This is a genomic window from Bacteroides sp. D20, assembly GCF_003436255.1.
Classification (GTDB): Bacteria; Bacteroidota; Bacteroidia; order Bacteroidales; family Bacteroidaceae; genus Bacteroides; species Bacteroides uniformis.
This window is the reverse complement of record NZ_QSOO01000022.1, coordinates 1-26,494: the sequence shown is the minus strand read 5'-3', so window position 1 is coordinate 26,494 and position 26,494 is coordinate 1. Positions and strand designations below refer to the sequence as shown.

Here is a 26,494-nt window from a genome sequence, read left to right as displayed (position 1 = left end):
CCCCTTTAAAAGGACAAAAGAAAGTATTGTCAGTCTATTGTCAGGCAAATGTCAGACAACTATCCGCTTTTTGTTTCTTCCATCCCGGCAGAAAGCGGATACCTTCGTGTCCCGAAATCAAACAACAACCGGAACATGAAACAGATAATATGTATTCTTGCCCTGCTCCTAATGAGCGTCACGACAACAAAAGCACAAACCAGCCCGGCAACACCCTCCATCCGAGGTAAAATTCTCACAGAGGAAAAGCAACCGATAGAGTTTGCCAACATCGCCCTCCTTTCCGAAGATTCCACCTTCATACAAGGAACGTGTAGCCGAAGCGACGGTAGTTTTGAACTTCTCCCTCCCACTCCCGGAAACTATCTACTACAAGTTTCTTCCATCGGTTACAAAGCCCTTTGCCAGCCTTGCCCCACCGGGAGTACCCACAACTGGATATTGCAAACCGATGCCGTGCTACTTGCGGAAACCGTCATCACCGCCGCCCGCCCCGTTTTCCGACTAAAGGGCGGAAAGTTGGAGACAAGCGTACGGCAAACCCTGCTCGCATCCTTGAATGATGCCAACGACGTATTGAAACATATCCCCGGACTACGCTCCTCTGATGAGGGGTATACCGTTTTTGGCAAAGGGACACCGGTCATCTATATAGATAACCGCCTTCTGCAAGACAACTCCGAACTGCAACGCCTCTCTGCCGCCGATATTGAAAAAGTGGAGCTCATCACCAACCCGGGTGCAGAGTACGATGCTACCGTTAAAGCCGTTGTACGCATACGCACCGTACGTAACAAAAGAGACAGTTTTGGCGGTAATTTCCGTGCAGGAATCACCCAACGGAGACGCAACAGCCATTACGGACAAGTCAATCTGAATTATCAGAAGAAAGGACTGTCCCTGCTGGGCATGCTGTACACCAATTATGAAAACAGAAAACGCCACCAGGAGGTTCGCTACCAGATACCGTCCGAAATACAATGGGATGTAAATAACCGGGTTCACTTATATAATAAGGGACTACTTGCCGGAGGAAAAGCAAGCGCCAGTTACGACTTCACCCCCCAACACAGCCTCGGTGCCTCCTATGAGTTTCATCGTACCCCCGATTATCACAGCAGTGACCATTCGGCATATACCGTCCGGGCAAATGAAGAATTGGCCGATCACACCATACATTCCTCCCAAAACTTGCAGCAAACCAACCGGCACCAGCTGAATGCCTACTATCAGGGCAGCATAAAGCAACTCCACATAAACTTCAACACCGACCTGGTATACGGCAAAAGTTATAATCACCAGGAGGCTCAAGAAGAAAGCCAAACCGAAGGCAATCGCGACATCAGCTCTTTCAACCACGCCGACAACCGCCTTTATGCCGCCAAGTTGATTCTGACCCATCCCCTTTGGAAAGGTGAACTGAAGACCGGTGCCGATTACACCTTCATCCGGCGAAATGACAATTTCCTGAACCGGCAGCACATACTTCCCGATACAGACAGTCGAATCGACGAAAGCAAGTCCGCCGTCTTTGCCGAATACTCACTGACATTAGGAAAAATCAGCCTTCTTGCAGGACTGCGCTTCGAGCATGCCGTCTCCGACTATTGGGAGCAGGAAAAGTACGTGTCCGGTCAAAGTCGTACTTACAATGACTGGTGCCCCAACCTATCGGTAGACTTTCCTCTCGGCAAAGCCCAAGCCAATCTCAGCTATACAGCCAAAAGCAACCGCCCCAGCTTCTTCCAGCTACGTAGCACACTGAGTTATAACAACCGTTTCATCTACGAAGGCGGAAACCCACTGCTCACCCCCGAAACCAACCACGACCTGCAGTTCACGGCCCTTTACAAGTGGGTACAATTCGGACTTAACTACCAATACCGCCGCAATGCCATTGCCTTCATGACCAAAGAATACGAGGACAATCCGGATGTTGTCATCTTCACTACCGGAAATTTCAAACGGATGCAGTATCTCACCGCCTCTGCCCATCTGTCACCCACCGTCGGCATCTGGAAACCGGAGCTCGGCATTTACTTCGCCCAACCGTTCTTCAAAGTCACCAATCAAGGCAGTAGCAAGAATATGAACCGCGGCAGCATTTACCTCTTTCTGCAAAACAGTCTCCAGCTTCCGGACGAGTGGACTCTCTCCCTTGATGCCGACTACCAGAGCGAAGGCAACTTCGGCGCCATGCTGCAACGTTCCTATTGGGGCATAGACGCTGGCATCCGCAAAACATTCTTCAACAAAAGGCTGACGCTCGGACTGCAAGCCAATGACCTGTGGAATTCCCGGTATGGCTCCTTCATGCTGTTCGGTCCCCGGCTGACCTATACGAAAAAGGCAAACCCGGACTCGCGCAGCTTCTCCCTGAACCTAAGCTATCGTTTCAATGCAGCAGGCAAAGCGTACAAAGGAAAGCACGTATCGGAACAAGACTTGAAGCGGCTATAAACAGAACTTTGGGGAAGAAAGAGAAACAGAACAGAAGAATATTATACAAATAAGCCGACCTGCGGAGATATTTCAGCAATATTTTCCCTCAGAATGTTGCATCAAGTAAAAGTTTCTCTTATTTTTGCGGTTTAAGAACTATAAATTATAACTTTTCGACCCCAAAATACTATCATTATGGATACCAGCAAAATTGTAGGAGAAAAAATAAAATCACTCCGTGAAAGCCAATCCATCAGTATGGAAGAACTGGCACAGCGTTCGGGACTTGCTATCGAACAGATTGAACGTATAGAAAACAACATCGACCTCCCGTCACTGGCTCCCCTCATCAAGATAGCTCGTGTGCTGGGTGTACGTTTGGGAACTTTTCTTGACGACCAGGATGAGAACGGTCCCGTGGTCTGCCGTAAGGACGAGTCGCAGAACAGTATCAGTTTCTCCAACAATGCCATCCACAGCCGCAAGCATATGGAGTATCATTCACTCTCCAAATCCAAAGCCGACCGCCATATGGAGCCGTTTATCATTGATGTGGCCGCTACGGACGACAGTGACTTTGTACTCTCCTCACACGAAGGCGAAGAATTCATCATGGTGATGGAAGGGACCATGGAAATCAGTTACGGCAAAAACACCTACCTGCTCGAAGAAGGTGACAGCATCTATTACGATTCCATCGTTCCGCACCACGTACACGCCTATGAAGGGCAGGCAGCCAAGATACTTGCAGTAGTTTATACACCAATTTAAATTAATGGAAAATTAAAAGGTGAAAATGGAAAATGATAAATACTTTCTATTTTCACCTTTCAACTTTCCACTTTCAACTTCCACATCATGTTATACGAACGTACCCTCGGCCAATGGTTGGAACATTGGGCCGAAACAACACCAGACAAAGAATATATCGTTTACTCTGACCGCAACCTGCGCTTCACCTGGAGCCAGTTCAACCGCCGGGTGGACGACATGGCCAAAGGACTTATCGCCATCGGCGTGGAACGGGGAACACACGTAGGTATCTGGGCAGCCAATGTACCCGACTGGCTGACTCTATTATACGCTTGCGCCAAGATAGGTGCCGTCTACGTAACGGTAAACACCAACTACAAACAGTCCGAGCTGGAATATCTCTGCCAGAACTCCGACATGCATACCCTCTGCATCGTCAATGGCGAAAAGGACAGTGACTTTGTGCAGATGACCTATACCATGCTTCCGGAACTGAAGACTTGCCAACGCGGACACTTGAAAAGCGAACGTTTCCCTTATATGAAAAACGTCATCTACGTGGGGCAGGAGAAGCACCGGGGCATGTACAACACGGCCGAAATACTTCTCTTGGGCGACAATATAGAAGACAGCCGCCTGAATGAGCTCAAAAGTCAGGTCACTTGCCACGATGTAGTGAACATGCAATACACCTCCGGCACTACGGGATTCCCGAAAGGCGTCATGCTTACCCACTACAACATTGCCAACAACGGTTTCCTTACCGGTGAGCACATGAAGTTTACCGCCGATGACAAGCTCTGCGTCTGCGTACCATTGTTCCACTGCTTTGGCGTGGTACTTGCCACCATGAACTGCCTGACACACGGCTGTACAGAAGTAATGGTGGAACGCTTCAACCCGCTGGTAGTGCTCGCCTCTATCCACAAGGAGCGCTGCACGGCACTTTACGGCGTACCCACCATGTTCATTGCCGAACTGAACCATCCGATGTTCGACATGTTCGACATGTCCAGCCTCCGTACGGGTATCATGGCAGGTTCCCTCTGCCCGGTGGAGCTGATGAAGCAGGTGGAAGAGAAAATGTACATGAAGGTAACCAGCGTTTACGGGCTGACCGAAGCCGCTCCCGGAATGACCGCCACCCGGATAGATGACCCGTTCGATGTGCGTTGCAATACTGTAGGACACGACTTTGAACATACGGAAGTAAAGGTTATCGACCCCGAAACCGGAGAAGAGTGTCCCGTAGGCGTACAAGGCGAAATGTGCAACCGCGGATACAACACCATGAAGGGTTACTACAAAAACCCGGAAGCCACGGCCGAAGTCATTGACGAGAACGGTTTCCTGCACTCGGGAGACCTTGGAGTGAAGGACGAGGACGGCAATTACCGCATCACAGGACGCATCAAGGACATGATTATCCGCGGTGGTGAAAATATCTATCCCCGCGAGATAGAAGAGTTCCTCTATCAACTGGAAGGCGTAAAAGACGTGCAAGTAGCCGGTATCCCGTCCAAGAAGTACGGTGAAGCCGTAGGCGCTTTCATCATCCTGCACGAAGGAGTGGATATGCACGAATCGGATGTACGAGACTTCTGCATCGGCAAAATATCCCGCTACAAGATACCCAAGTATATCTTCTTCATCAAAGAATTCCCCATGACAGGAAGCGGCAAGATACAGAAATTCAAGCTGAAAGACCTGGGATTGCAACTTTGCAAGGAGCAGGGGATTGAGATTGTGTGATAATAAAGGATAAGAGGATTAGCGATTAGGGATTATTTGGGGCCGCATAGACTTTAATATAGGCATAAACCCATCCTTAATCCCTAATCGCTACCCCCCTTATTTTTCTTCTTTTTCCGGATACTTCATATTCTCCTCTTTCATCTGTTCCAATACCTCATGCAAGTATTTGGCAGACTCCCACTTAGCCATTGGCAGGTCGTGAAGCAGGTAGTTGCCGCAATCTTGCGGAGCGGCACCGGGAACTTCACCTTCATACTCGGCAACAAAACGGAAGGTATCCTGCATCAGTGCCAGTATGTCCTGTGGTTTCAAGTCGCCTTTCATCAGCAGATAATTGCCGGTGAGACAGCCCATGGGCCCCCAATAGATAATCTTGTCCTGCCACTGCGGGTCATTGCGCAGGTAGGTGGCGGCAAGATGTTCGATAGTATGCAGAGCACCTTGTCCCAAAGCAGGCTCGCGATTGGGCTCTTTCATACGGATGTCGAAAGTAGTGACTGTTTCTCCGTTCACTTCATCCTGGCGGGATATGTAAATGCCGCGCAACAAGCGGATGTGGTCAATTGTAAAACTGGGAATCTTCTTCATGAGTTATGAGTTATAAGTTATGAGTTATAAATTGCTGGGAAGGGTGGAGAGGAAGGTCCATATCGTGAGGAACGAACGCTCTGCCATGGTTCCCCAGAAATCGGCATACTGCGAAGCATGGTCCTCTACTCCGGGTGTGTCGCTGATGATGCGGAAGCTGAGAAAAGGAACATTGTACAGATAGCAAGTCTGCGCAATGGCGGCAGACTCCATATCAACGGCAAGACCGTCGGGGAAACGTTGCTTGATGGTATCCAGCTCCGTACGGTTGGTGATGAACTGGTCGCCGGTACAGACAAGTCCGCTGTGGATGCGGCTTTCCATTCCGGCTTCGTTCAGCGACAAGGCATGTTTCAACAGAGAGGAACATCCCTCGTAAGAGGCGGGAAAACCTTGCACTTGTCCGTACTCGTTACCGTCGCCGCACCAGACGTCGTGATACACCAGACGTTGGCTTGCCACTACATCCGTCACCTTCAGGCAAGCATCAATGCCGCCCGCCACACCGGTGCTGACGATGCAGTCCGGAGAAAAGCGCCGTATCAGTTCCGAAGCTCCTACCGCTGCACTCACCTTACCGATGCCGCATTGCGTCAAGATTACATGGTTACCGCCCAATGTACCTTCCACATAGCGGAAACTACCATCGCCCGACGTATTCTTATCCTGCAAGCGCTCCACCAACCGGCGGTGTTCGCTGTCCATTGCACTGATTATCCCTATTGTCATATCTATAATAATTTAAGCTTGCATATTATCGTTAAAGCACTTTAATCTTTTTTTGGAAAGGCAAAGGTACAACATTCTGCCGATAACGTGACAATAACAATCTGCATTTATGTATCTTTGCCACAAAAGCGAAGACAGGCTGCACCTCAACAAAACTTTTTCATGCAAGCATGAAAGTTCTGTATTCGGTTTGCACTATCTTTGCCCCACAATTGATTAATTGATAACTCATAACTTATAACTCATGAAGAAGCTTCTTCCCGACCTTATTGCCATCTTGGCATTCGTCCTCCTTTCCTTCGCCTACTTCTTCCCGGCGGATATAGAAAACCGTATTCTCTTTCAGCACGACACGGCTGCAGGAGCAGGGGCAGGACAAGAAGTCAAGGAGTATTACGAACAGACGGGCGAACGCAGCCGTTGGACAAACTCGCTGTTCGGCGGTATGCCCATGTATCAGATAGCCCCTTCGTATGACTCCACCAAGTCACTGCAGTGGGTACAGAAAGCCTACCAACTCTTCCTGCCCGACTATGTGTGCCTCACATTCATGCTGATGCTCGGCTTCTACATCCTGCTGCGCGTCTTCGGCATACCGGTCTGGCTGGCCGGACTGGGCGGTATCATGTGGGCATTCTCGTCCTATTTCTTCATCCTGATATCTGCCGGACACATCTGGAAGTTCATCACCCTTGCCTACGTGCCGCCCACCATAGCGGGTATCGTGCTCGCCTATCGCGGGAAACTGCTGTGGGGAGGCATCCTCACCGCCTTATTCGTGGCCCTGCAAATCACCTCGAACCACGTGCAGATGTCTTATTACTTCTTCTTCGTCATCCTTTTCTTTGTGGGAGCCTACTTCGAGAAAGCATGGCGTACCAAGACATTGCCCCAGTTCTTCAAGGCAAGTGCCGTACTGATTGTAGCAGCCCTCGTCGGCATAGCCGCCAACGTATCCAATCTCTATCACACCTATGCTTACAGCAAAGAAACCATGCGCGGCAAGAGCGAACTGGTGCAGACCGGCGACGCTGCCAAGCAGACCAGTAGCGGGCTGGACCGCGACTACATCACCCAGTGGAGCTACGGCATCGACGAAACACTGACTCTGCTGGTGCCCAACTTCAAAGGCGGAGCATCTGCCGCCCTCAGCCAGAGTGAAACTGCCATGAGCAAGGCAAACCCGATGTACAGCAGTCTGTACGGCTCACTGACACAATATTTCGGTACCCAGCCCATGACGTCGGGTCCCGTCTACGTCGGAGCATTTGTCTTGTTTCTGTTCGTACTGGGATGCTTCATCGTGAAAGGACCGTTGAAGTGGGCATTGATAGGAGCCACCTTCTTCTCCATCGTCTTGTCCTGGGGCAAGAACTTCATGCCGCTGACGGATTTCTTCATCGATTACGTCCCGTTGTACAACAAGTTCCGCGCCGTGTCTTCCATCCTTGTCATAGCAGAGTTCACGATACCTTTGCTGGCTATCTTTGCCCTGAAACGCCTGCTCGAAGAGCCGGAAATCTTAAAACAAGAAAAGAAGCCCCTCGGCATCAGCCTGCTGCTCACTGCAGGCATCGCCCTGCTGCTTGCCGTTGCCCCGGGCAGCATCGGCTCCGGCTACGTGCCCGCCCAAGAGGCACAGATGCTGCAGAATGCCGTCAACCAGCAGATGATACCCGCCAACGAGCTCTCCGGCATCCTTGCCAACTTGGGAGAGATGCGTGCCGAACTCGTCAGCAGCGACGCCCTGCGTAGCTTCATCATCATAGGCATCGGCTGCAGCCTGCTCTGGCTCTATGCAAGCGGCAAGCTGCGTAGCTCGCTGACCATTGCAGGTATCATCATACTCTGCCTGGCAGATATGTGGGGGGTCAACAAGCGCTATCTGAATGATGCCCAGTTCGTGCCCCACTCCATCCGTACGGAAACCTTCACCAAGACGAATACAGACGAGCTGATACTACAAGATACCAGCTTGGACTATCGTGTATTGAACTTTGCCACCAGCACCTTCGATGACAACAACACCTCCTACTGGCACAAAAGCGTCGGCGGTTATCACCCGGCCAAGCTGCGCCGCTACCAGGAAATGATAGAGCATCACATCTCTCCCGAAATGCAGGCGGCCTACAAGGCCATTGCCACCGCCGGAGGTGAGATGGACAGCGTGGATGCCAATAAGTTCCGCGTACTGAACATGCTAAACACCAAATACTTCATCTTCCCTGCAGGACAGCAAAGACAAACCGTTCCCATCCTCAACCCGCACGCCTACGGCAATGCATGGTTTGTAAACAAGGTGCAGTATGTGAACAACGCCAACGAAGAGATTGACGCCCTGGACAGCATCATACCTACGGAGACAGCCGTAGTGGATGCCCGCTTCAAGGATGTGCTGAAAGGTGCCACGGAAAGTTATAAAGACAGCCTCTCCAGCATCCGCCTGACAAGTTACACACCTAACCGCCTGACGTACGAAACGAACAATGCCCAAGACGGTATTGCCGTATTCTCCGAAATCTATTATCCGGACGGCTGGCACGTAACCATCGACGGACAGCCTGTCGAACTGGCACGCGCCGACTATATCCTGCGCACAATGTATGTTCCTGCCGGACAGCACACCATCGAAATGCGCTTTGACCCCACCAGCCTACACGTGACGGAAGGCATCGCCTACGGAGCACTGGCACTGCTGGTGATAGGTATCATCGTGGCAGTGCTGATAGCCAAAAGGAAGTATGTAAAGGCATAAAAAAATATCATATCATTCCCCCATAAGCACCCGACGCATTCCGCTATTCATACCCTGATACGGAATGCGTCGAGTGCTTATGTCCGTTCCGTTATCCCCTCATGTTTGTTCTGTCATTCCCTTATGTCTGTTCTGTCAACCCCTATATATTGATGAAAAACCACGGCTGTGAAGCATATTCTTCACAGCTGTGGCACGTCTTCTTCACGACTGTGGAAAAGGCGTACCACAGCGGTGCGCACATGATAAACCCAAAGGCTCTCAAGACAAACCACCGTGCAAAACACAACAGAAGCCTATGTAACACACAACGGAAGCCTATGTAACACACAACGGAAGCCTATGCAAGAGACAAGAAAGCCCGGTCAGATGCGCAAAAAAACCGTTTCTACCCTCCCGGGTAAAAACGGTTCAAGTCAATAATACATGAAAAAACGCTATTTAGAGAGAGTCTCTTCTATAACGGAATGGTTCTCTTCCTTCTTCACTCATCATCAGCAGTTCTCCGAACCGACATCAAAGTTAGGGAAGCATAACAAGAACAACAAATAGAATCTACGAAAAGGCATATCTCATCGACAGAACGGAAAAGAATGAACCCTACAATAGGGAAAAGAATGAAAAAAAAGCTATAAACAGTCGGCAGAACGATATATTTCAGTAACTTTGCTAACGTGAAAACAGGCTGCACCCCAGCATAAAAAAATGAACAGTATGGAAACTACCAGACAAAATAAAATAGCCCGTCTCCTGCAGAAGGAACTGAGTGATATCTTCTTGTTGCAAACCAAGTCCATGCCCGGCATACTGATTTCCGTCAGTGCCGTACGCATCAGCCCCGACATGAGCGTGGCACGCGCTTATCTCAGTATATTCCCCTCGGAGAAAAGCGAAGAAATAGTCAAGAACATCAACGGAAACATGAAATCCATACGCTTTGAACTGGGTACCCGCGTACGCCACCAACTACGCATTATCCCCGAACTGAAGTTCTTCGTAGACGACTCACTGGACTATCTGGAACGAATTGATGAACTGTTGAAATAATGTCCCTTCCCTTCTTTATAGCCCGCCGCTACCTCTTCTCCAAGAAGAAACACAATGCCATTAATATCATCTCCGGTATTTCGGTGTGTGGAGTGGCATTGGCTACGTTGGCGTTGGTATGCACCTTGTCCGTGTTCAACGGTTTTCAGGACATGGTGGCAGGCTTTTTCACAGCTTTCGACCCGGAACTGAAAATCACCGTCCGCGAAGGTAAGGTTTTCGACCCGCACGAAGCGTGCATCCGGCAAGTACACGCCCTGTCCGAGATTGACGTGTGGACGGAAACACTGGAAGAGAATGCCATGGTGCAGTACAAGGACCGCCAGGCAATGGCCGTCATCAAGGGAGTGGAGGACAATTTCGAACAGCTTACATCCATCGACAGCTTGCTCTATGGGACGGGAAAGTTCCTACTGAGCGACTCGGTGGTGGACTATGGTTTTCTGGGTGTGGAACTTATATCCGAGTTGGGCACCGGCATTCAGTTCGTGGACCCGTTGCAGGTCTATGCCCCCAAACGGAACGTACGGGTAAACATAGCCAACCCCACTGCGGCTTTCAACCGGGAGTATCTCTTCTCGCCCGGCGCCATCTTTGCCGTCAACCAGCAAAAATACGATTCACGCTACATACTGACGTCACTCGACTTTGCCCGCCGTCTGTTCAATTATGACACGGAAGTCTCTGCCATCGAGATGAAACTGAAACCCGGTTCCAACATCGGCTCCGTACAAAAGAAAATAGCAGGCATTCTCGGCGACCGGTTCATTGTACAGAACCGCTACGAGCAGCAGGCCGATGTTTTCCGCATCATGGAAATAGAGAAACTCATCTCTTATCTCTTCCTCACCTTCATTCTGGGTATCGCATGCTTCAATGTCATCGGTTCGCTGTCCATGCTGATACTGGACAAACGGGAGGACGTGGAGACACTGCGCAACCTGGGTGCCGATGACCGGCTCATAGCGCGCATCTTCTTGTTCGAAGGCAGGATGATTTCTGTATTCGGCGCCCTCTCCGGCATCGTTTTAGGATTGTTGCTGTGCTTTCTGCAGCAACGTTTCGGGTTGATTTCATTGGGGGGAGGCAATGGAAGTTTTGTAGTGGACGCTTATCCGGTAAGTGTACATGCCACGGATATTATTCTGGTATTCTTAACGGTCATCACTGTAGGCTTCTTGTCCGTATGGTATCCGGTGAGATACCTCAGCAAGCGGCTGCTGAGAAAAAGATAAAAAAACAGTTACTTCTTACGGATAATCGTCAATCCGTCACGCAGGGGAAGAATGACTTTCTCCACACGCGCATCCCGCGCCACCAAATCATTGAAGGCTTTGATACTGATTGTTTGCAGGTCTGTGCGATGGGGTTGTTCTTCCAGCACATGGCCATCCCACAAGGTATTGTCGGCAATGATATATCCACCGTCGGAAAGGCGGGCGAGCACCATTTCATAATACTCTATGTATTTACGCTTATCTCCGTCAATAAAGGCAAGGTCGAAAGTGAGGTCCAGTTGCGGTACCCGCTCCAAGGCATCGCCAATGTAGAACCTGATTTTATCCGCGTAATCGGAATTCTCCAGCCACGGACGGGTGAAGTCCTCCTGCTCGTCGTTGATTTCAAACGTATGCAGCATCCCGCCCTCCGGCAGTCCTTCTGCTATGCAAAGTGCGGAATACCCGCTATAAGTCCCTATCTCCAGCACCTGCCGGGGACGAATCATCCGGACAAACATCTTGAGCATACGCCCCTGCAAATGTCCGGAAGCCATGCGGGGATATAGCAACTTGACATGCGTGTCGCGATAGAGCGCTTTCAGATAATCGCCCTCATCATCAATGTGCTGCAAAATGTATTCGTCAATCGTCACTTTGTTAATGGATTATAGGTTAGGGATAAGGGATTAGGGGTTAGGGGTTAGTTCTGCGCACAATTATTAATTAATCATTAACCGCTAATCCCTAACCCCTTATCCTTAATCCCTTATCCTACAAATATCTGTTACTGTTGGGCAACACACTATCTTCAGCATGTTTCAGGGCATCTTCCACCACGTTGATTTCGAGGAAAGAAGTGCGCGTACCGGCTTTACCGCTACTCAGGTAGCCCACCATGTCCGTAGGACATAAACGGCCTTCCTTCAACAAGCGGCGCAAGGCTGCAAAGTAATACTCCTGCCCGTTGGCAAGTTCGGGCATATAGATAGCTTCCACACCGTAGGAAAGGGCAAGGTGCCGCATGGTCTTTTCCTTGTAGCAGATGGCCAACACCGGATATTTGCCACGGAAAGCGGCAAGGTTACGGGCAGTACGGCCGCTGTAACTGTCGGTGATGATTGCACGGATTTTCAGTTTGGTGGTAGCCTTTACCGCTTGTTTGGCCAGGAACGCAGTCACGTCGTTGCTGTTCTCGTCCAGCGGAATACGGATATCGTTGTCAGACAGCTTGTCTTTCTCCGCTTGGGCGGCAATCTTGGTCATCGTCTTCACCGCTTCTACCGGATACTTTCCATAGGCGGTTTCACCGCTCAACATCAAGGCATCCGTACGATAATAGATGGCATTGGCAATGTCCGTTACCTCCGCACGGGTGGGACGCGGATTGGAAATCATGGTATGAAGCATCTGTGTGGCAACAATCACCGGCTTCTTGGCAAGAATACACTTGCGGATGAGCACACGCTGGATGCCCGGAATACGTTCCTGCGGAACTTCAATACCGAGGTCACCGCGAGCTATCATCACACCGTCGGCTACTTCCAGGATTTCATCGATATTATCAACGCCTTCCTGGTTCTCAATCTTAGCAACAATACGGATATCGCTGTTATGAGCGTCAAGAATCGCCTTGATGTCGAGTATATCCTGCTTATTGCGCACAAAGGAGTGGGCAATGAAGTCTATGTTCTTCTCAATAGCATAAAGGATATTGGTGCGGTCCTTCTCAGTCAGAGAAGGCAGATTGATGCGGACGCCGGGAACGTTGACGCTCTTGCGGCTGCCCAGAGTAGCCTCATTCTGTACTTCGCAGAGCAGGTAGTCGGGGGTCTTCTCTACAACAACCAACTCCAAGTCACCGTCATCAATAAGGATATGGCCGTCCACATTCAAGTCTTTGACGAAATGGGGATAGGATACCGAGATACATTCACGGGTAGTCTCCTGCTCCGGGTTGCCTACCACCTTCACGCGGTCGCCCGCCTTGAAAGGAATGGGCTCAGCCAGAACCGTCGTGCGGACCTCCGGTCCTTTCGTATCCATCAGGATAGCGATGCGGTTGGAAACCGAACGCACATTGTTAATCAACTTCTCGGCACCTTCACGGCCAAGATGTGCAGTATTCATACGTACAACATTCATACCTGCATCGAACAACTGCTTTATAAAATCAACATCACAGCGCTGGTCAGAAATCGTTGCGACAATCTTCGTTTGCTTCAATAACATAATCTATATACCTATTTTATTTAATAATCTTTTAATGCCTCCATGGCCAGACGGTAGGAGTTCAGCCCGAAACCGAGAATGACACCTTTACAAGCGCAGGAAATCATGGACACATGACGAAAAGCCTCGCGGGCATGTACATTAGAGATATGCACCTCAATCACCGGAGAAGTGACCGAACGGATAGCATCTTGCAGAGCGATGGACGTGTGGGTGTAAGCACCCGCATTCAAAATGATGCCGTCCACATCAAAACCTACCTGCTGAATCTTGTCTATCAGCTCTCCCTCAATGTTGGACTGGAAATAGTCAATCTGTACATCCGCATATTTCTTACGGAGTTCGGCAAGGTAGTCTTCAAAAGTAACGCTACCGTAAATGGAAGGTTCACGTTTGCCCAAGAGATTTATATTGGGGCCGTTAATAATCTGTATCCTCATAACACAATTTTTTATACCTTTGCGGTGCAAAGATAGTGCAAACCGAAAGCAGATGCAAATTTATTTGCAATTTGCTGAAATGCAGCCTATTTTCGCGAAGCAAAGGTAGAAAAAAGAAATGAAATCAGAAGAAAAATCCACGAATAAGGAGAAACAAACGCTGATAATCAGAAAGTACCACCAGTATCTGAAACTGGAAAAAGCACTCTCACCCAATACAGTGGATGCTTACCAAACAGACTTACAGAAGCTGCTGCACTTTCTGGAAGGAGAGGGTATCGCTATCCTTGACACTACCCTGGATGACTTGCAGCATTTTGCCTCCGGACTGCACGACATCGGCATCCATCCCCGCTCGCAGGCACGCATCTTGTCGGGCATCAAGTCATTTTTCCATTTCCTCGTCATAGCCGACTACCTGGAGGGAGACCCCAGCGAACTGTTGGAGGGTCCCAAAATCGGATTCAAGCTTCCAGAAGTACTGACGGTGGAAGAGATAGACCGCATCATCTCCGCCATTGACCTGGGCACAAATGAGGGGCAACGCAACCGGGCCATCCTCGAGACTCTATACAGTTGCGGTCTACGGGTATCGGAACTGTGCAATCTGAAAATCTCCGACTTGTATTTCGACGAAGGCTTCATCAAGGTAGAAGGTAAGGGCAGCAAACAGCGCCTTGTACCCATATCGTCCCGTGCCATCAAGGAGATAAGGAACTGGTTCGTGGACCGCAATGGAGGCTGGAAAATCAAGAAGGACTTCGAAGACTATGTATTCCTGGCACGCTGGGGCAAAAATATCTCGCGCATCATGGTATTCCATCTCATTAAGGAACTGGCAGAGAAGGCCGGCATCACCAAAAACATCAGTCCGCACACCTTCCGCCATTCCTTTGCCACCCACCTGCTTGAAGGAGGAGCCAACCTGCGCGCCATACAAAGTATGCTGGGCCACGAATCTATCGCTACAACAGAAATTTACACACATATTGACCGGCACAGATTGCGCAGTGAAATCATAGAACATCATCCCCGCAATATAAAGTACCGCAAAGAGCGAGAAATTCATTAAATTATGATAAAATTGCTGCACGAGTTAACAAACTGTAATAGGATTTAATATCTTTGCGTTGTTATGTCCATGCCTAAACAGCACACTAACATGGAATAGACAAATTTCAATTACAAACAATTAATTTATACCTAAAATGACTAAGAAATTGTATCTGCCGTTTTTAATGGCAATGATTGTTGCATTAATGACATCGTGCAGCAAAAAGATGGGTGAATTGTCATCAGATTATTTCACCGTAACTCCTCAAGTTCTAGAGGCTGTAGGTGGTAAAGTTCCCGCTACAATCAACGGAAAATTCCCCGAAAAGTACTTCAACAAGAAGGCTGTGGTAGAAGTGACCCCTGTGCTGAAATGGAATGGCGGCGAAGCTAAAGGCCAATCGGCTGTGTTCCAGGGCGAAAAAGTAGAAGGTAACGACCAGACTATCTCTTACAAGATGGGCGGCAGCTACACTATGAAGACATCTTTCGACTATGTACCGGAAATGGCCAAATCCGAACTGTATCTGGAATTCAAGGCTACAGTAGGCAAAAAGACTGTCACTATCCCTGCTGTAAAAGTAGCTGATGGTGTAATCTCCACTTCTGAGATGCTGGAACAAACATTGGGCAGCGCTAACCCCGCCAATGGTGACGACGCTTTCCAACGTATCATCAAAGAAAAGCATGACGCCAACATCATGTTCTTGATTCAACAAGCCAACGTACGCGCCAGCGAATTGAAGACTGCCAAAGAATTCGGCAAAGAAGTGAAAAACATAGACGAAGCTGAAAACAAGAAAATCAGCAACATCGAAATCTCCGCATACGCTTCTCCCGATGGTGGTGTAGGCTTGAATACTACACTGGCTGAGAACCGCCAGGACAACACGGCTAAAATCATCAACAGAGATTTGAAGAAAGCAAAAATCAATGCAGCAGTAGACACCAAGTATACGGCTCAGGACTGGGAAGGCTTCCAGGAACTGGTATCCAAATCAAACATCCAAGATAAAGAATTGATTCTTCGCGTTCTTTCCATGTATCAGGATCCTGAACAAAGAGAACAAGAAATCAAGAACATCTCTTCTGTTTATAAGACTTTGGCTGACGAAATCCTGCCGCAACTGCGTCGTTCACGCCTGACTTTGAACTACGAAATCATCGGTAAGTCTGACGAAGAAATCGCAAACCTCGCCGACAGCGATGCCAAGCAGCTGAACATCGAAGAATTACTGTATGCCACCACCTTGACTAAAGATGCTGCCAAGCAAGAAGCCATCTTCACAAAAGCTACTCAAATCTACCCGAACGATTTCCGTGCTTACAACAACTTAGGTAAACTGGCTTATCAGGCTGGTGATCTTAACAAGGCTGAAAGCTACTTCAAGAAAGCTCTCTCCATCAAGGATGCTCCTGAAGCAAACATGAATCTCGGTCTGATTGCCTTGACCAAGGGCGACAGAACAGCAGCAGAAAGCTATCTGAGCAAGGCTTCCGGTTCTAAGGAACTGAACGAGGCATTGGGTAATCTGTATGTTGCTCAAGGACAGTACGACAAGGCTGTCAGCTCATTTGGCGACACTAAGACTAACAGCGCTGCTTTGGCACAAATCCTGGCTAAGGACTACAACAAGGCTAAGAACACACTGGCTGCTATCGAAAGACCAGACGCTTATACTGACTACCTGATGGCTGTACTTGGCGCAAGAACCAACAATACATCTATGGTAACCAGCAGTCTGAAGAATGCCATTGCAAAAGAACCGGCTTTGGCAAAGAAGGCTGCTTCTGACCTGGAATTCGCCAAATACTTCACTAACACTGACTTTATGAATATCATCAAATAATAAAGGTTAGATTGAAAAGAACGTGCCCGGCATAGAAATATGTCGGGCATTTCTTTTTATTCACACCAAAAAGAAGTATTTTCGCGACGAAGTATCAGAAAAAGAACCGGAATGAAGAAAATCTATCTTGCATACCTTCTGCTTATTATATTGTCTGCCTGCGGCAGCAAAAATACAAATTCAGTCTACCTAAATGGTGAAATCAAAGGGCTGGGGAATGATACCCTTTATATATATGGTACGGACAAGTTCTATAACCGTATGGACACTCTGCTTGTCAAGGATGACAAGTTCTCTGCAACCCTCACCACCGACACGCTTGTCTCTACATGGCTGCAATTCAGTGACGGCACAGAATATCCGCTTTACCTGAACAAAGGAGACAAAATAAAGATAAAAGGCTCCGCCGCCGAGCTTACTTCACTGGAAATCACGGGGAATGCCCCCAATGAAGAACTGACAGCTTTTCAGAAAGAGTTGAAAGGTTTGAGTACTCCCTCGGAGAAAGCATTGGAAGAAAAAGCAGAAGCCTTCATCAACAGCCATCCTTCTTCGCTGGTAAGTATCTATCTGCTGGAGAAATATTTCGTGCAAAAACCGCAACCGGACTTCTCCTTAATCAAAGAAATGACAGAACACATGACCGGAGGCTTGAAAGACCGTCCGTATGTGGACGAACTGCTTGACCTTATCCAAGAAGAAGAGAAGGTATCCGTTGGGAAAACCATCCCTTACGTCAACCTGCCCAATGCCAAAGGCACACAAATCAGCCGTACTAGCTTTAAGGACAAATATCTGTTGATACATTTTTGGGCATCTTGGGACCCGCAAAGCATGGAAGCCAACGCTGCCCTGCGCCGGATTTACAAGAAAGAAGAAAAGAACAAGCTATTCGCACTCTGGGGCATTTCCTTGGATATCGACAGAAAGGAATGGGAAGAAGCAATCAAAAGAGATACCCTGAAGTGGGAACAGAGTTGTGATTTCTCCGGATGGAACACAGCGCCCATCAAACAGCTCGCCATACAAGCATTGCCTGCCAATCTGTTCCTTAGCCCTTCCGGAAAAATTGAAGGGAAGAATATGAGTGAGGAAGACATCAAAAAGAAACTGGAGGAGATAGAGCAAAAGGAAAAAGAGAAGAAAGAGAGTGAAAAGAAACTCAAAAAACAAAACCGACGGTAGCCTATCCTGCCATCACTAACCCCTAATCACTAAAAACGTGCTCATAAAAGTTTTTGGAGCGGCTGTTCAAGGTATTGACGCAACCCTCATCACCATTGAAGTCAACAGTTCCAGAGGCTGTATGTTCTATTTAGTCGGTTTGCCGGACTCTGCGGTCAAAGAAAGCCATCAACGTATCATATCTGCTTTGCAGGTCAACGGCTACCGGATGCCGACCAGCAATATTGTCATCAACATGGCTCCGGCTGACATCCGCAAGGAAGGTGCAGCTTACGATTTACCTTTAGCCATCGGCATACTTGCCGCCAGCGAAGTTATCCAGTCCGATAAGCTGGAACGCTATCTGCTGATGGGTGAACTAAGCCTTGACGGCAGCCTGCAACCTATCAAAGGAGCACTCCCCATTGCCATCAAGGCCAGAGAACTGGGGTTTGAGGGTATGATTGTACCGCAACAGAATGCCCACGAAGCGGCAGTAGTAAACAATCTGAAAGTGTACGGAGCGGGAAACATCAAGGAAGTTATAGAATTCTTTAATGGCACGCAGGAATTAACCCCTACGTTAGTCAACACCCGCGAGGAATTCTATTCCCAGCAGAGCAACTTTGATTTCGACTTTGCAGAAGTAAAAGGACAGGAAAATGTGAAACGAGCCTTGGAGGTAGCTGCTTCGGGCAGCCACAACATACTTCTCATCGGTTCGCCGGGCAGCGGTAAGTCCATGCTTGCCAAGCGTCTGCCATCTATACTTCCTCCCCTCTCTTTGGGAGAGAGTCTGGAAACGACCAAGATTCATTCTGTTGCCGGAAAGTTGGGCAAAGACGGTGGGCTCATCTCGAAACGCCCGTTCCGCGACCCTCACCACACCATTTCTACGGTAGCAATGACCGGTGGAGGAAGTTTCCCCCAACCCGGTGAAATCAGTCTGGCACATAACGGCATTTTATATCTTGATGAACTGCCAGAGTACAGCCGCAACGTATTGGAGGTTCTTCGCCAACCGCTGGAAGATAGGAAGATTACCGTGTCACGCATCCGATGCAATGTAGAGTACCCGGCAAGTTTTATGCTGGTAGCCTCTATGAATCCGTGTCCATGCGGGTATTACACGCATCCCACCAAGGCTTGTGTATGCAGTCCCGGACAAGTACAAAAGTACCTGAACCGCATATCCGGACCTTTGCTCGACCGTATCGACCTGCAAATTGAAGTCACCCCACTCCCCTTTGAAGAGATGGCAGATTCTCGCCCCGGCGAATCGAGCGCCACCATACGCGAGCGTGTGATACGTGCCCGACAAATTCAAGAAGCAAGGTATGCAGACATTCCCGGCATATATTGTAATGCCCAGATGAACAGTAAACTGCTTGCTCGCCACGCCCGTCCGGATGACAAAGGACTTGCCATGCTCAAAACTGCCATGAACCGCCTAAACCTTTCGGCCCGCGCCTACGACCGTATATTGAAAGTATCACGCACCATCGCCGACCTGGAAGGCTGCGAATTGATACAGCCGGCACACTTGGCGGAAGCTATCGGATATAGAAATCTGGATAGGGAGGGCTGGGCAGGATGAAAAAGGGATTAGCGGTGAGCGATTAACAGTCAGCCCCTTTAATCCCTAATCCCTAATCTCTAACCCTTATTTTTCTATCCGAATGCGCGCATCCACCGCTATCACCTGCTTTTCAGTCGCCAACAATGGATTGATATCCATCTCCTTGATTTCCGTTGCAAAGCGCAGCAAGGTGGAAAGCCGTACAATAATTTCGGCAAATTTATCTTCATTCACTCCCTTCTGCCCACGCGTACCTTTGATAATCTTATAGGCACGCAACGAGTGAATCATGGAGTAAGCCTCCTCGTAGGACAACGGTGCAAGACCAGAAGATATATCCTTCAGCACCTCCACAAAAATACCGCCCAGACCGCAGAGTACCACATGTCCGAACTTCTCTTCATATTTGGCACCGATAAACAATTCCGTACCCTTCAGCATCGGCTGCACCATGATAGCACTAGCTTCGGGAATCTGCATCATACGGTCGAATTCCAATGCCAAATGCTGTTCACTCTTGATATTGAGCACAACACCGCCCACATCCGACTTATGCACCGGCCCCACCACCTTTGCCACCACCGGGAACCCCGTGCGACGCGCAAAGGCAAGCACTTCTTCCTTGTTGTCCGAAACAAACTCCTCCACAATAGGAATACCTGCAGAGCGGAGCAATGCCTGCACATAGTGCGGGGCGATATAACCGTCCGCAGGAATGGAATCTATAATCCGGCGGATACGGGGAACATCCACTCCAAAGAGCTCGATTTCATTATTGGCAGGCCGCGGGGCATTCATTATCCGCGAAAGTGCCGTACCCAAAGTCACTTCATCGGCAAAGTTCACATGGCCTTTTGCCAGAAAAGCAGCAACCTCGGCTCCTGCCGTATTGATGGAAGGAAGAATCGGAAAAATCGGCTTCTTGCAATGCAGCATCTTCTCGTGCAGCACATCATACATTTCAAACATGGTCACCAGCCCCGGAGTGCCGAAAATAGCCATTACAGCATCAATATTGTCAAACTTCTCCTCACAATACTCCAGACAGAGGCGCAGATGTTCCGGCGTACCCGTAGCCAGAATATCAATGGGATTCCCCACAGCCGCACCGGGGAAAAGCTTACCCTTAAGTTCCTCCGCCACCGGTCCTTCCAGTTTCGGAACATTCAGTCCACCCTTACTCAATGCATCGGTCAGCATCACTCCCGGACCGCCGGCATGGGTAATGATGGCGAAGTTTTTCCCTTTCAGTTCCGGCAGTGTGAAGATACAACCTACGGTCGTCAGCTCCTCGCGCGAATAGCAACGCACAATACCCGCCTTACGGAACAAGGCCTCTACCGCCGAATCGCTACTGGCAATGGCCCCCGTATGCGAACTCGCCGCCCGGCTGCCGCTTTCGCTACTGCCCGCCTTGATGGCCGCAATCTTACAGCCCTTCTTGATGAGCGAGGATGCATGAAACAGCAGACGGTCGGGGTCACCGATACTCTCTATATAAAGAAGTTTTATTCTGGAATCTGCTTCCGGATTGAAGTGTTCGTCCATGTATTGCAACACATCCTCCACGCCGATTTGCTTGGCATTGCCCACAGACCATACAGAGTTGAATTGCAATCCCTTGGTTACGGCGCTCTCCAATATGAACACCGCTGTGGCACCGGAGCTGGAAATCAGGTCCACCCCTTGCGGATGCAGTTGCGGGATGGGCTGGCTGAATACACTGTGATGCCACGAGTTCATAAAACCGATACAGTTGGGGCCTATCAGAGAGGCTCCATACCGGTTCACCGTTTCCAGTATGCGATCTTCCAGCACAGCACCCTCATGGGTCTCCTCACCAAAACCGGCAGAAAGGATAATGAACGCCTTCACCTGCTTCTCCGCAGCAAGCATCTCCACCGCATCGGGACAAAGCGCGGCAGGTATGGCAAGGATGGCAAGGTCCGTATCGGGAATGTCCTTCACATCCGCAAAGGCAGCAACACCCTGCACTTCAGTCTCTTTCGGATTCACGGCACGAAGCTCACCGGTATATCCGCCGCTAAGCAGATTTTTCAGGATAGCCCCTCCGGGTTTGTGTACATTGTTGGATGCCCCCACTACCACAATACTGGCCGGGTGAAGTAATTGGCTTGTTATCATAGTCTGTTTTACATTAAGTTAATGATTCATGCACAAATATACATTTTCCATACATAAAAGCAATCGGTAAAAGAGAAAATAAGCTTAATCCCTTTGCAAAATATAAATAAGTTTACGGAAGTATATATATTTGTGCCATCAATAACAATACGCAGAAAACTACCCTATATGGAAAGCCGTGTCAAAGAGATAGATTATCTGAAATGCATCTTCATCACCTTGATGATTATCTTCCACCTTGTATATATAGGCGACAAGTATCCGTATGCGAAACAAATCGTCTATACGTTCCACATGTCCGCTTTCCTGATTATTTCGGGCTATCTGGCCAATAACCGGAAGGATGCCCGAAGCTTTCTCCGCAAGTTTCTATGGATTTTCATTCCGTATGCCTGCATGGAGGCGGCCTATACGGTGATGTCGCATTTCCTGCCCGTACGCGAAAGTGTAGATGCCATTACTCCTACCGTATTGCTCGACAAGGTATTCCTCCATCCGATGGGGCCTTACTGGTATCTGCATACACTGATTCTGTGCAGCCTCATCTATTATATCACATTCCGCTATGTAAGGCTGTCGGTTGTCTCCCGGCTGGTTGTGACCGGTGTCTGCCTGTTTGCCCTTTCCCATTGGGGAGGATTGATGAACTTCTCCAATGCCCTCTATTTCCTTATCGGCATGACAGTGAGCCAAAGCGGGCTTCGTTTTACACAAGTCTTTCGCGCCACAACCTTCGCCATTGTTCCATTCGTAATACTATGCTGTTTTCCCGCCAATCTGGATAGGGGTACTCTGGCAGGAGTCGCCATCACCTGGCTTTCCATCAGCCTGCTGTTGGCAGCCTACGGCTATCTGCCGGCACAAGCCAAACGGCTTGCCTTCTTTATAGGGCGCAATACGCTGGTCATACTCCTTTTCTCACCCATTTTCACCATTCTGTCCAAGGCGTTTCTGCCCGTGTTCGCCTTCGACCCTACGGGGATGCTGTTCCTTGTCACTGCCACCGCCTTCACTCTTAGCGGCTGCATGGGTATGGCGTGGGCTATGGACAAGATACACGTTTCCAGATTCTTCTTCGGGAAGAGTACTATATTGTGTTGAGGCGGTTCACGTCTCCGCCCACAAAGGGAAGTTTCACCACAAACTCCTTTTCGTCCTTAAGAATCTCCACCAGCGTGCCGTATAGGGCATACTGCCGTTGCAGGTTCTTCAATCCCGCTCCGTTACTGGTCACATAATTACGCAACTGAAGATTGTTGCGCACCGTAATCCCTTCGTTTCCTATGGATATATGGACTATCAGCGGCGACTTCTTTGTACTGATATTATGCTTCAAGGCATTCTCCACAAGCATCTGTATGCTGGCAGGAATGACGAGACAATGATGATTCCGCAAATCATCTTCTATCTCCACATGCAGCGCATCGCCAAAGCGGATATGCTCCAGGTATAAATACGACTCTACGAACGACAGTTCTTCCTGCACGGTCACCGTAGCTCTGCCATGCGTAGTGAGCAGATAACGGTACACCGTAGACAGCTTCTTGGCAAACCGGTTCGTCTTTTCGGTATCCTGATAAGCAAGGGAGGCAAGGACATTCAGACTATTGAATAAGAAATGGGGATTAATCTGGTTTTTCAGCACCTCGAACTGATACAGCGCCTTCTCCTTCTCGATGACAGCCATCTGCTTCTCCATCTCCGAACGTTGCAGGCTATAGAAGAATATCTCTATCTGCAGAACGATAATCCAGTTCCACGGCACTACCGGCAGGGAGTTTCTCAGGATATGCCAGAAATTTCCATGCCCGCCCATCAGCAGGAAGTTCAAGATGTACGTCAACAGAACAGCCAGTGCAGTGGTCAACACGATATCCACCAGAATCCTCACCGCATTGTTGCGCTGTTTCAGTCTTTTATATATCAAGTTGATAACCCCAAAGTCGATGAACCCCAGCCCTATGCACAAAGGAAGATTCAGAAAGAACTGCACCATGATATTCGCATACCACGGCTTACCGCTGATGACGTTATAAACGCACCCTATGACAAGCAACGAGACGGAAACCGTCAGTATAAAAAGGAATATGTATCTCTTATGCCTCATAACTTATAACTCATACCACTCCGTCCACCCATTTCAAGAAATCGGCCACGCGACTGCGGCTCACCAATACCTCGTGCGGGCACTCCGGCTCGAAGTAAAGCTTCAAGCGACTGCCGAAGTACCTGGAACTCTTCCGGATGGACCTAATGTTGGATATGCAGCTCCTTGAAACCCTAAAGAAAACATCCCTATCCAGCATTCCCTCCAACTGGTCCAGCGAGTAGCTGATGATATACCGTTTCCCGGAGAAGAGGTGCAGATAAGTCAGCTTGTCCTCACTATAAAAGAAAGCGACATCCGGAGTTTCTACGTAGCGGAAGGTATCGCCTACCTGCACCAGAAAACGGTTCTTCTTGTTGGCTGCCAAGTAGCCGAGTTCCAGTTGCCGATATTCGGGAGCCGCAGAACGGAGGGCACTGTTGCGCTCGAACTTGCACAAGGCTGCTTCTAGGTCGCTTTCTTCAATGGGTTTCAACAGATAGTCGATACTGTTTACCTTGAAAGCCTTGATGGCATATTCGTCGTAGGCGGTGGTGAAGATAACGGGCAAATCGACGGGACACTGCTCGAATATCTCAAAGCTCAACCCGTCGGACAAGCGGATATCTACAATCATCAAGTCCAGGCTGCCCTGACGCAAGAGCAGTACAGCCTGCTCCACGCTCTCTGCCCAGCCCGCCAACTGCCAGGAAGGGCGCAGCCGTTGCATCATACGCTTCAGCTCTTCGTAGGCGAAGCGCTCATCTTCTACTAATAAATACTTTACCATAAAACGTGTCTGTTATTGCGACAAAGATACTATTTTACCTCTTGTCTCTACTAAAATGGCATTTGTCATTTCAGCGTATACCTGAATCCCACCGTCAGGCGCAGAGTCGGTCTGAAGCAAGGCTCGTCCTCATCGTTCTTGAAGTTATTGAGAAAACCTTTCAAACTACGGTCCGACATACTTATTCCGCGTATCCAGTTACCGCCCACTCCCAGATAAACAGCCGTCTTCCTACTCAACCGGTACGAAGGACTGATGTATGACCTCAGCATGACGGTAGAATAGATTTTCGATTTCCCGTCGACTTCCATCACGGCAGACATGCCGTCCATATCGAGGGCGGTCAGTTCCAGCTTCAGCTTCTTGTTCAGCCAGGTGGCGACGGACACTTTCATGCCGCTGGACATATCCACTTTCAGCTCATACCTGCCGGCATTCCTCCAACTGAAGTACATCATGGGCAGTATCATCGGGATACCGTAAGAGTTCGTCAACCCCGCACCGATGCCCAAGTTGAGGTTCTTCCGCAGTTTATAGACAAAGATGATTGCTCCATTAGCCAGTAGGGTCTTCATGGAAACCCCGTCCAACGGGGCATAGACACCGCTGCCCACAGAGGCTATGATACTCCACTTGTCGGACAGGGGACGGATGTGGGAGATATTCAGACTGGCATTCAGCAGATTGTCCGGATTCAACTCCCGCGCCTGCCCCTTATTATGGAATACGCCATAGGCAGCATTGACGGTTGCCGACCACGCCACCAGCCTGCCCTTGTCGTCATGCCTGACGGAAAGCGGCAGGTTATACCTTCCCGATACCATCATCAGGCTGCCCGAACCATACTCGTTGCCGAGGTCATCCTTCAACGAACTTTCGGGCAGATAGTCGTAACTGATATAGCCTTGCCCCCGGCAGCAGAACGGCCACGCCGCAAGCCACAACACCAATAGAATCACAGAGTTTGTCTTCATGGGAATATGCAAATGTTTTCTGCAAATATAGTCCTGCGGCAAGTAAGCGGGAAGCATTTACGGACGGGGTGCGGAATGGGGAAGACGAAATGCGGAAACCGGAAGGCGGAATGATTCCATGTTTTACGTTACGCATTTCACGTTACGTAAAATACATAATATTTTCGGGATAAAACAAATATCAGGTGAAGCACCCATCAATCTCCAAACTAATTGTACCTTTGCGGAACTTTAAACAAAAAAATGATGAAAGAAGAAACTTTCGATTATTCCAAAGTTCCCCATAACTTCGGCTTATGCGCTACTGACACATGCCCTTATACTGACACCTGCCTGCGCCGGATTGCATATACGTATGCACCCTCAAACAACATCTTCCTATATGTACTGAATCCGAAAGCAATAGAGTCCACAGCGGGAAAATGCAAGTATTATTGCTCGAATAAGAAAGTGCGCTATGCCAAAGGCTTTATCCATACGGCAGAAGCCATCTCTGTCGGCCAGTCCGGCACGTTCCGCTACCGGCTCATCGGCTTATGGGGTATCCGAAGATATTATCAGAAGCGGAAAGGGGAAACTTTGCTCTCACCAACCGAGCAGCAACAAGTCATTGCAATTGCCCGTAACTTAGGACTCCAACGGACGGAGTACTTCGACGCTTATGTAGAAGAGTACGACTTCACATGACAGCTCCGGTCACCTCACATGATAACTCCGGTTACCCCAAACGGTAACTTCATTTACACTACGAGGTAAAAGGCTTTACACTATGGTGTAACGACCGTTACAATATGGAGTAACGGCCGTTACACCCTATGGTAAACGGCTTTACATTAGAAGGTATGTCTTTTCCTGATTTAGCTAGACGCTTTTTCTTTTTATAACCGATATCAGT

Annotated in this window: 21 protein-coding genes; 12 read left to right on the top strand and 9 right to left on the bottom strand. The window is 49.0% G+C overall.

Annotated elements, in window-relative coordinates:
- Window positions 1–135: 135 nt before the first annotated feature.
- The 3 genes from DXD78_RS18540 (at window position 136) to DXD78_RS18530 (ending at window position 4,947) form a co-directional block, all read left to right on the top strand.
- Window positions 136–2,460: an outer membrane beta-barrel family protein gene (locus DXD78_RS18540; protein WP_005830745.1), complete on the top strand. Its 2,325-nt coding sequence runs from the start codon at window positions 136–138 to the stop codon at window positions 2,458–2,460.
- A 177-nt stretch (window positions 2,461–2,637) separates the two neighbouring features.
- Window positions 2,638–3,213, top strand: coding sequence for a helix-turn-helix domain-containing protein (locus DXD78_RS18535; protein WP_005830747.1), 576 nt, complete (start codon window positions 2,638–2,640; stop codon window positions 3,211–3,213).
- Between the two features lie 87 nt (window positions 3,214–3,300).
- Window positions 3,301–4,947 (top strand): AMP-binding protein, encoded by a 1,647-nt coding sequence (locus DXD78_RS18530; RefSeq protein ID WP_009037622.1) that lies wholly within the window; start codon window positions 3,301–3,303, stop codon window positions 4,945–4,947.
- A 99-nt stretch (window positions 4,948–5,046) separates the two neighbouring features.
- On the opposite strand, the gene DXD78_RS18525 is transcribed toward DXD78_RS18530, so the two are convergent.
- Together DXD78_RS18525 and DXD78_RS18520 are read right to left on the bottom strand one after the other, a co-directional pair.
- Window positions 5,047–5,538, bottom strand: a complete 492-nt coding sequence (locus tag DXD78_RS18525) for an S-ribosylhomocysteine lyase (protein WP_009037621.1) — start codon at window positions 5,536–5,538, stop codon at window positions 5,047–5,049.
- A 24-nt stretch (window positions 5,539–5,562) separates the two neighbouring features.
- Entirely contained in the window at window positions 5,563–6,267 is a 705-nt protein-coding gene (locus DXD78_RS18520; RefSeq protein ID WP_005830756.1) for a 5'-methylthioadenosine/adenosylhomocysteine nucleosidase, read from the bottom strand.
- Between the two features lie 244 nt (window positions 6,268–6,511).
- Here DXD78_RS18520 and DXD78_RS18515 point away from each other — a divergent pair, with 244 nt between their 5' ends.
- The 3 genes from DXD78_RS18515 to DXD78_RS18505 all read left to right on the top strand — a co-directional run bounded on the left by DXD78_RS18515 (window position 6,512) and on the right by DXD78_RS18505 (window position 11,304).
- Window positions 6,512–9,022 (top strand): YfhO family protein, encoded by a 2,511-nt coding sequence (locus DXD78_RS18515; RefSeq protein ID WP_009037620.1) that lies wholly within the window; start codon window positions 6,512–6,514, stop codon window positions 9,020–9,022.
- Window positions 9,023–9,736: 714 nt separating this feature from the next.
- On the top strand, window positions 9,737–10,069 hold the full coding sequence (gene rbfA / locus DXD78_RS18510) for a 30S ribosome-binding factor RbfA (RefSeq protein WP_005834378.1): 333 nt from the start codon (window positions 9,737–9,739) through the stop codon (window positions 10,067–10,069).
- Entirely contained in the window at window positions 10,069–11,304 is a 1,236-nt protein-coding gene (locus DXD78_RS18505) for an FtsX-like permease family protein (RefSeq protein WP_005830763.1), read from the top strand. Before rbfA ends, DXD78_RS18505 begins: the two co-directional genes overlap by 1 nt.
- A gap of 8 nt (window positions 11,305–11,312) precedes the next feature.
- On the opposite strand, the gene DXD78_RS18500 is transcribed toward DXD78_RS18505, so the two are convergent.
- The 3 genes from DXD78_RS18500 to aroQ form a co-directional block, all read right to left on the bottom strand.
- Entirely contained in the window at window positions 11,313–11,942 is a 630-nt protein-coding gene (locus tag DXD78_RS18500) for an O-methyltransferase (protein ID WP_009037619.1), read from the bottom strand.
- Window positions 11,943–12,060: 118 nt separating this feature from the next.
- Entirely contained in the window at window positions 12,061–13,518 is a 1,458-nt protein-coding gene (gene pyk, locus DXD78_RS18495) for a pyruvate kinase (protein ID WP_009037618.1), read from the bottom strand.
- Window positions 13,519–13,538: 20 nt separating this feature from the next.
- A complete protein-coding gene (aroQ, locus tag DXD78_RS18490; protein ID WP_005834372.1) occupies window positions 13,539–13,958 on the bottom strand; it encodes a type II 3-dehydroquinate dehydratase in 420 nt (139 codons plus the stop codon).
- A 118-nt stretch (window positions 13,959–14,076) separates the two neighbouring features.
- Here aroQ and xerD point away from each other — a divergent pair, with 118 nt between their 5' ends.
- The 4 genes from xerD (at window position 14,077) to DXD78_RS18470 (ending at window position 19,622) form a co-directional block, all read left to right on the top strand.
- Window positions 14,077–15,030 carry a site-specific tyrosine recombinase XerD gene (gene xerD, locus DXD78_RS18485; protein WP_009037617.1) on the top strand — a complete coding sequence of 318 codons (954 nt, stop codon included), beginning with the start codon at window positions 14,077–14,079 and terminating at the stop codon, window positions 15,028–15,030.
- Between the two features lie 136 nt (window positions 15,031–15,166).
- The gene (locus DXD78_RS18480) at window positions 15,167–16,861 is read left to right on the top strand and encodes a tetratricopeptide repeat protein (RefSeq protein ID WP_005830769.1); all 1,695 of its coding nucleotides are present in this window, start codon (window positions 15,167–15,169) and stop codon (window positions 16,859–16,861) included.
- Window positions 16,862–16,972: 111 nt separating this feature from the next.
- A complete protein-coding gene (locus DXD78_RS18475) occupies window positions 16,973–18,046 on the top strand; it encodes a TlpA disulfide reductase family protein (RefSeq protein WP_005830772.1) in 1,074 nt (357 codons plus the stop codon).
- A gap of 37 nt (window positions 18,047–18,083) precedes the next feature.
- The gene (locus DXD78_RS18470; protein ID WP_005834366.1) at window positions 18,084–19,622 is read left to right on the top strand and encodes a YifB family Mg chelatase-like AAA ATPase; all 1,539 of its coding nucleotides are present in this window, start codon (window positions 18,084–18,086) and stop codon (window positions 19,620–19,622) included.
- Between the two features lie 66 nt (window positions 19,623–19,688).
- Here DXD78_RS18470 and DXD78_RS18465 read toward each other — a convergent pair whose 3' ends face one another.
- Window positions 19,689–21,749 (bottom strand): acetate--CoA ligase family protein, encoded by a 2,061-nt coding sequence (locus tag DXD78_RS18465; protein ID WP_005834364.1) that lies wholly within the window; start codon window positions 21,747–21,749, stop codon window positions 19,689–19,691.
- Window positions 21,750–21,917: 168 nt separating this feature from the next.
- Here DXD78_RS18465 and DXD78_RS18460 point away from each other — a divergent pair, with 168 nt between their 5' ends.
- Window positions 21,918–22,850 carry an acyltransferase gene (locus DXD78_RS18460; RefSeq protein WP_009037616.1) on the top strand — a complete coding sequence of 311 codons (933 nt, stop codon included), beginning with the start codon at window positions 21,918–21,920 and terminating at the stop codon, window positions 22,848–22,850.
- Here DXD78_RS18460 and DXD78_RS18455 read toward each other — a convergent pair.
- From DXD78_RS18455 to DXD78_RS18445, 3 genes are all read right to left on the bottom strand, one after another.
- Window positions 22,837–23,856, bottom strand: a complete 1,020-nt coding sequence (locus DXD78_RS18455) for a sensor histidine kinase (RefSeq protein ID WP_009037615.1) — start codon at window positions 23,854–23,856, stop codon at window positions 22,837–22,839. The genes DXD78_RS18460 and DXD78_RS18455 overlap by 14 nt on opposite strands.
- 10 nt (window positions 23,857–23,866) lie before the next feature.
- Window positions 23,867–24,625 carry a LytTR family DNA-binding domain-containing protein gene (locus DXD78_RS18450; protein WP_005834358.1) on the bottom strand — a complete coding sequence of 253 codons (759 nt, stop codon included), beginning with the start codon at window positions 24,623–24,625 and terminating at the stop codon, window positions 23,867–23,869.
- A 65-nt stretch (window positions 24,626–24,690) separates the two neighbouring features.
- A complete protein-coding gene (locus tag DXD78_RS18445; RefSeq protein WP_008662515.1) occupies window positions 24,691–25,599 on the bottom strand; it encodes a DUF6268 family outer membrane beta-barrel protein in 909 nt (302 codons plus the stop codon).
- A 246-nt stretch (window positions 25,600–25,845) separates the two neighbouring features.
- On the opposite strand from DXD78_RS18445, the gene DXD78_RS18435 reads away from it, so the two are divergent.
- Complete coding sequence (locus DXD78_RS18435) at window positions 25,846–26,286, top strand: DUF6078 family protein (protein WP_009037613.1); 441 nt, start codon at window positions 25,846–25,848, stop codon at window positions 26,284–26,286.
- Window positions 26,287–26,494: the final 208 nt, after the last annotated feature.

Excerpts from the sequence above, each read along its gene's own strand:
- DXD78_RS18540 (WP_005830745.1), top strand. The coding sequence starts at position 136 with ATGAAACAGATAATATGTATTCTTGCCCTGCTCCTAATGAGCGTCACG.
- DXD78_RS18535 (WP_005830747.1), top strand. The coding sequence starts at position 2,638 with ATGGATACCAGCAAAATTGTAGGAGAAAAAATAAAATCACTCCGTGAA.
- DXD78_RS18530 (WP_009037622.1), top strand. The coding sequence starts at position 3,301 with ATGTTATACGAACGTACCCTCGGCCAATGGTTGGAACATTGGGCCGAA.
- DXD78_RS18525 (WP_009037621.1), bottom strand. The coding sequence starts at position 5,538 with ATGAAGAAGATTCCCAGTTTTACAATTGACCACATCCGCTTGTTGCGC.
- DXD78_RS18520 (WP_005830756.1), bottom strand. The coding sequence starts at position 6,267 with ATGACAATAGGGATAATCAGTGCAATGGACAGCGAACACCGCCGGTTG.
- DXD78_RS18515 (WP_009037620.1), top strand. The coding sequence starts at position 6,512 with ATGAAGAAGCTTCTTCCCGACCTTATTGCCATCTTGGCATTCGTCCTC.
- rbfA (WP_005834378.1), top strand. The coding sequence starts at position 9,737 with ATGGAAACTACCAGACAAAATAAAATAGCCCGTCTCCTGCAGAAGGAA.
- DXD78_RS18505 (WP_005830763.1), top strand. The coding sequence starts at position 10,069 with ATGTCCCTTCCCTTCTTTATAGCCCGCCGCTACCTCTTCTCCAAGAAG.
- pyk (WP_009037618.1), bottom strand. The coding sequence starts at position 13,518 with ATGTTATTGAAGCAAACGAAGATTGTCGCAACGATTTCTGACCAGCGC.
- aroQ (WP_005834372.1), bottom strand. The coding sequence starts at position 13,958 with ATGAGGATACAGATTATTAACGGCCCCAATATAAATCTCTTGGGCAAA.
- xerD (WP_009037617.1), top strand. The coding sequence starts at position 14,077 with ATGAAATCAGAAGAAAAATCCACGAATAAGGAGAAACAAACGCTGATA.
- DXD78_RS18480 (WP_005830769.1), top strand. The coding sequence starts at position 15,167 with ATGACTAAGAAATTGTATCTGCCGTTTTTAATGGCAATGATTGTTGCA.
- DXD78_RS18475 (WP_005830772.1), top strand. The coding sequence starts at position 16,973 with ATGAAGAAAATCTATCTTGCATACCTTCTGCTTATTATATTGTCTGCC.
- DXD78_RS18465 (WP_005834364.1), bottom strand. The coding sequence starts at position 21,749 with ATGATAACAAGCCAATTACTTCACCCGGCCAGTATTGTGGTAGTGGGG.
- DXD78_RS18460 (WP_009037616.1), top strand. The coding sequence starts at position 21,918 with ATGGAAAGCCGTGTCAAAGAGATAGATTATCTGAAATGCATCTTCATC.
- DXD78_RS18455 (WP_009037615.1), bottom strand. The coding sequence starts at position 23,856 with ATGAGGCATAAGAGATACATATTCCTTTTTATACTGACGGTTTCCGTC.
- DXD78_RS18450 (WP_005834358.1), bottom strand. The coding sequence starts at position 24,625 with ATGGTAAAGTATTTATTAGTAGAAGATGAGCGCTTCGCCTACGAAGAG.
- DXD78_RS18445 (WP_008662515.1), bottom strand. The coding sequence starts at position 25,599 with ATGAAGACAAACTCTGTGATTCTATTGGTGTTGTGGCTTGCGGCGTGG.
- DXD78_RS18435 (WP_009037613.1), top strand. The coding sequence starts at position 25,846 with ATGAAAGAAGAAACTTTCGATTATTCCAAAGTTCCCCATAACTTCGGC.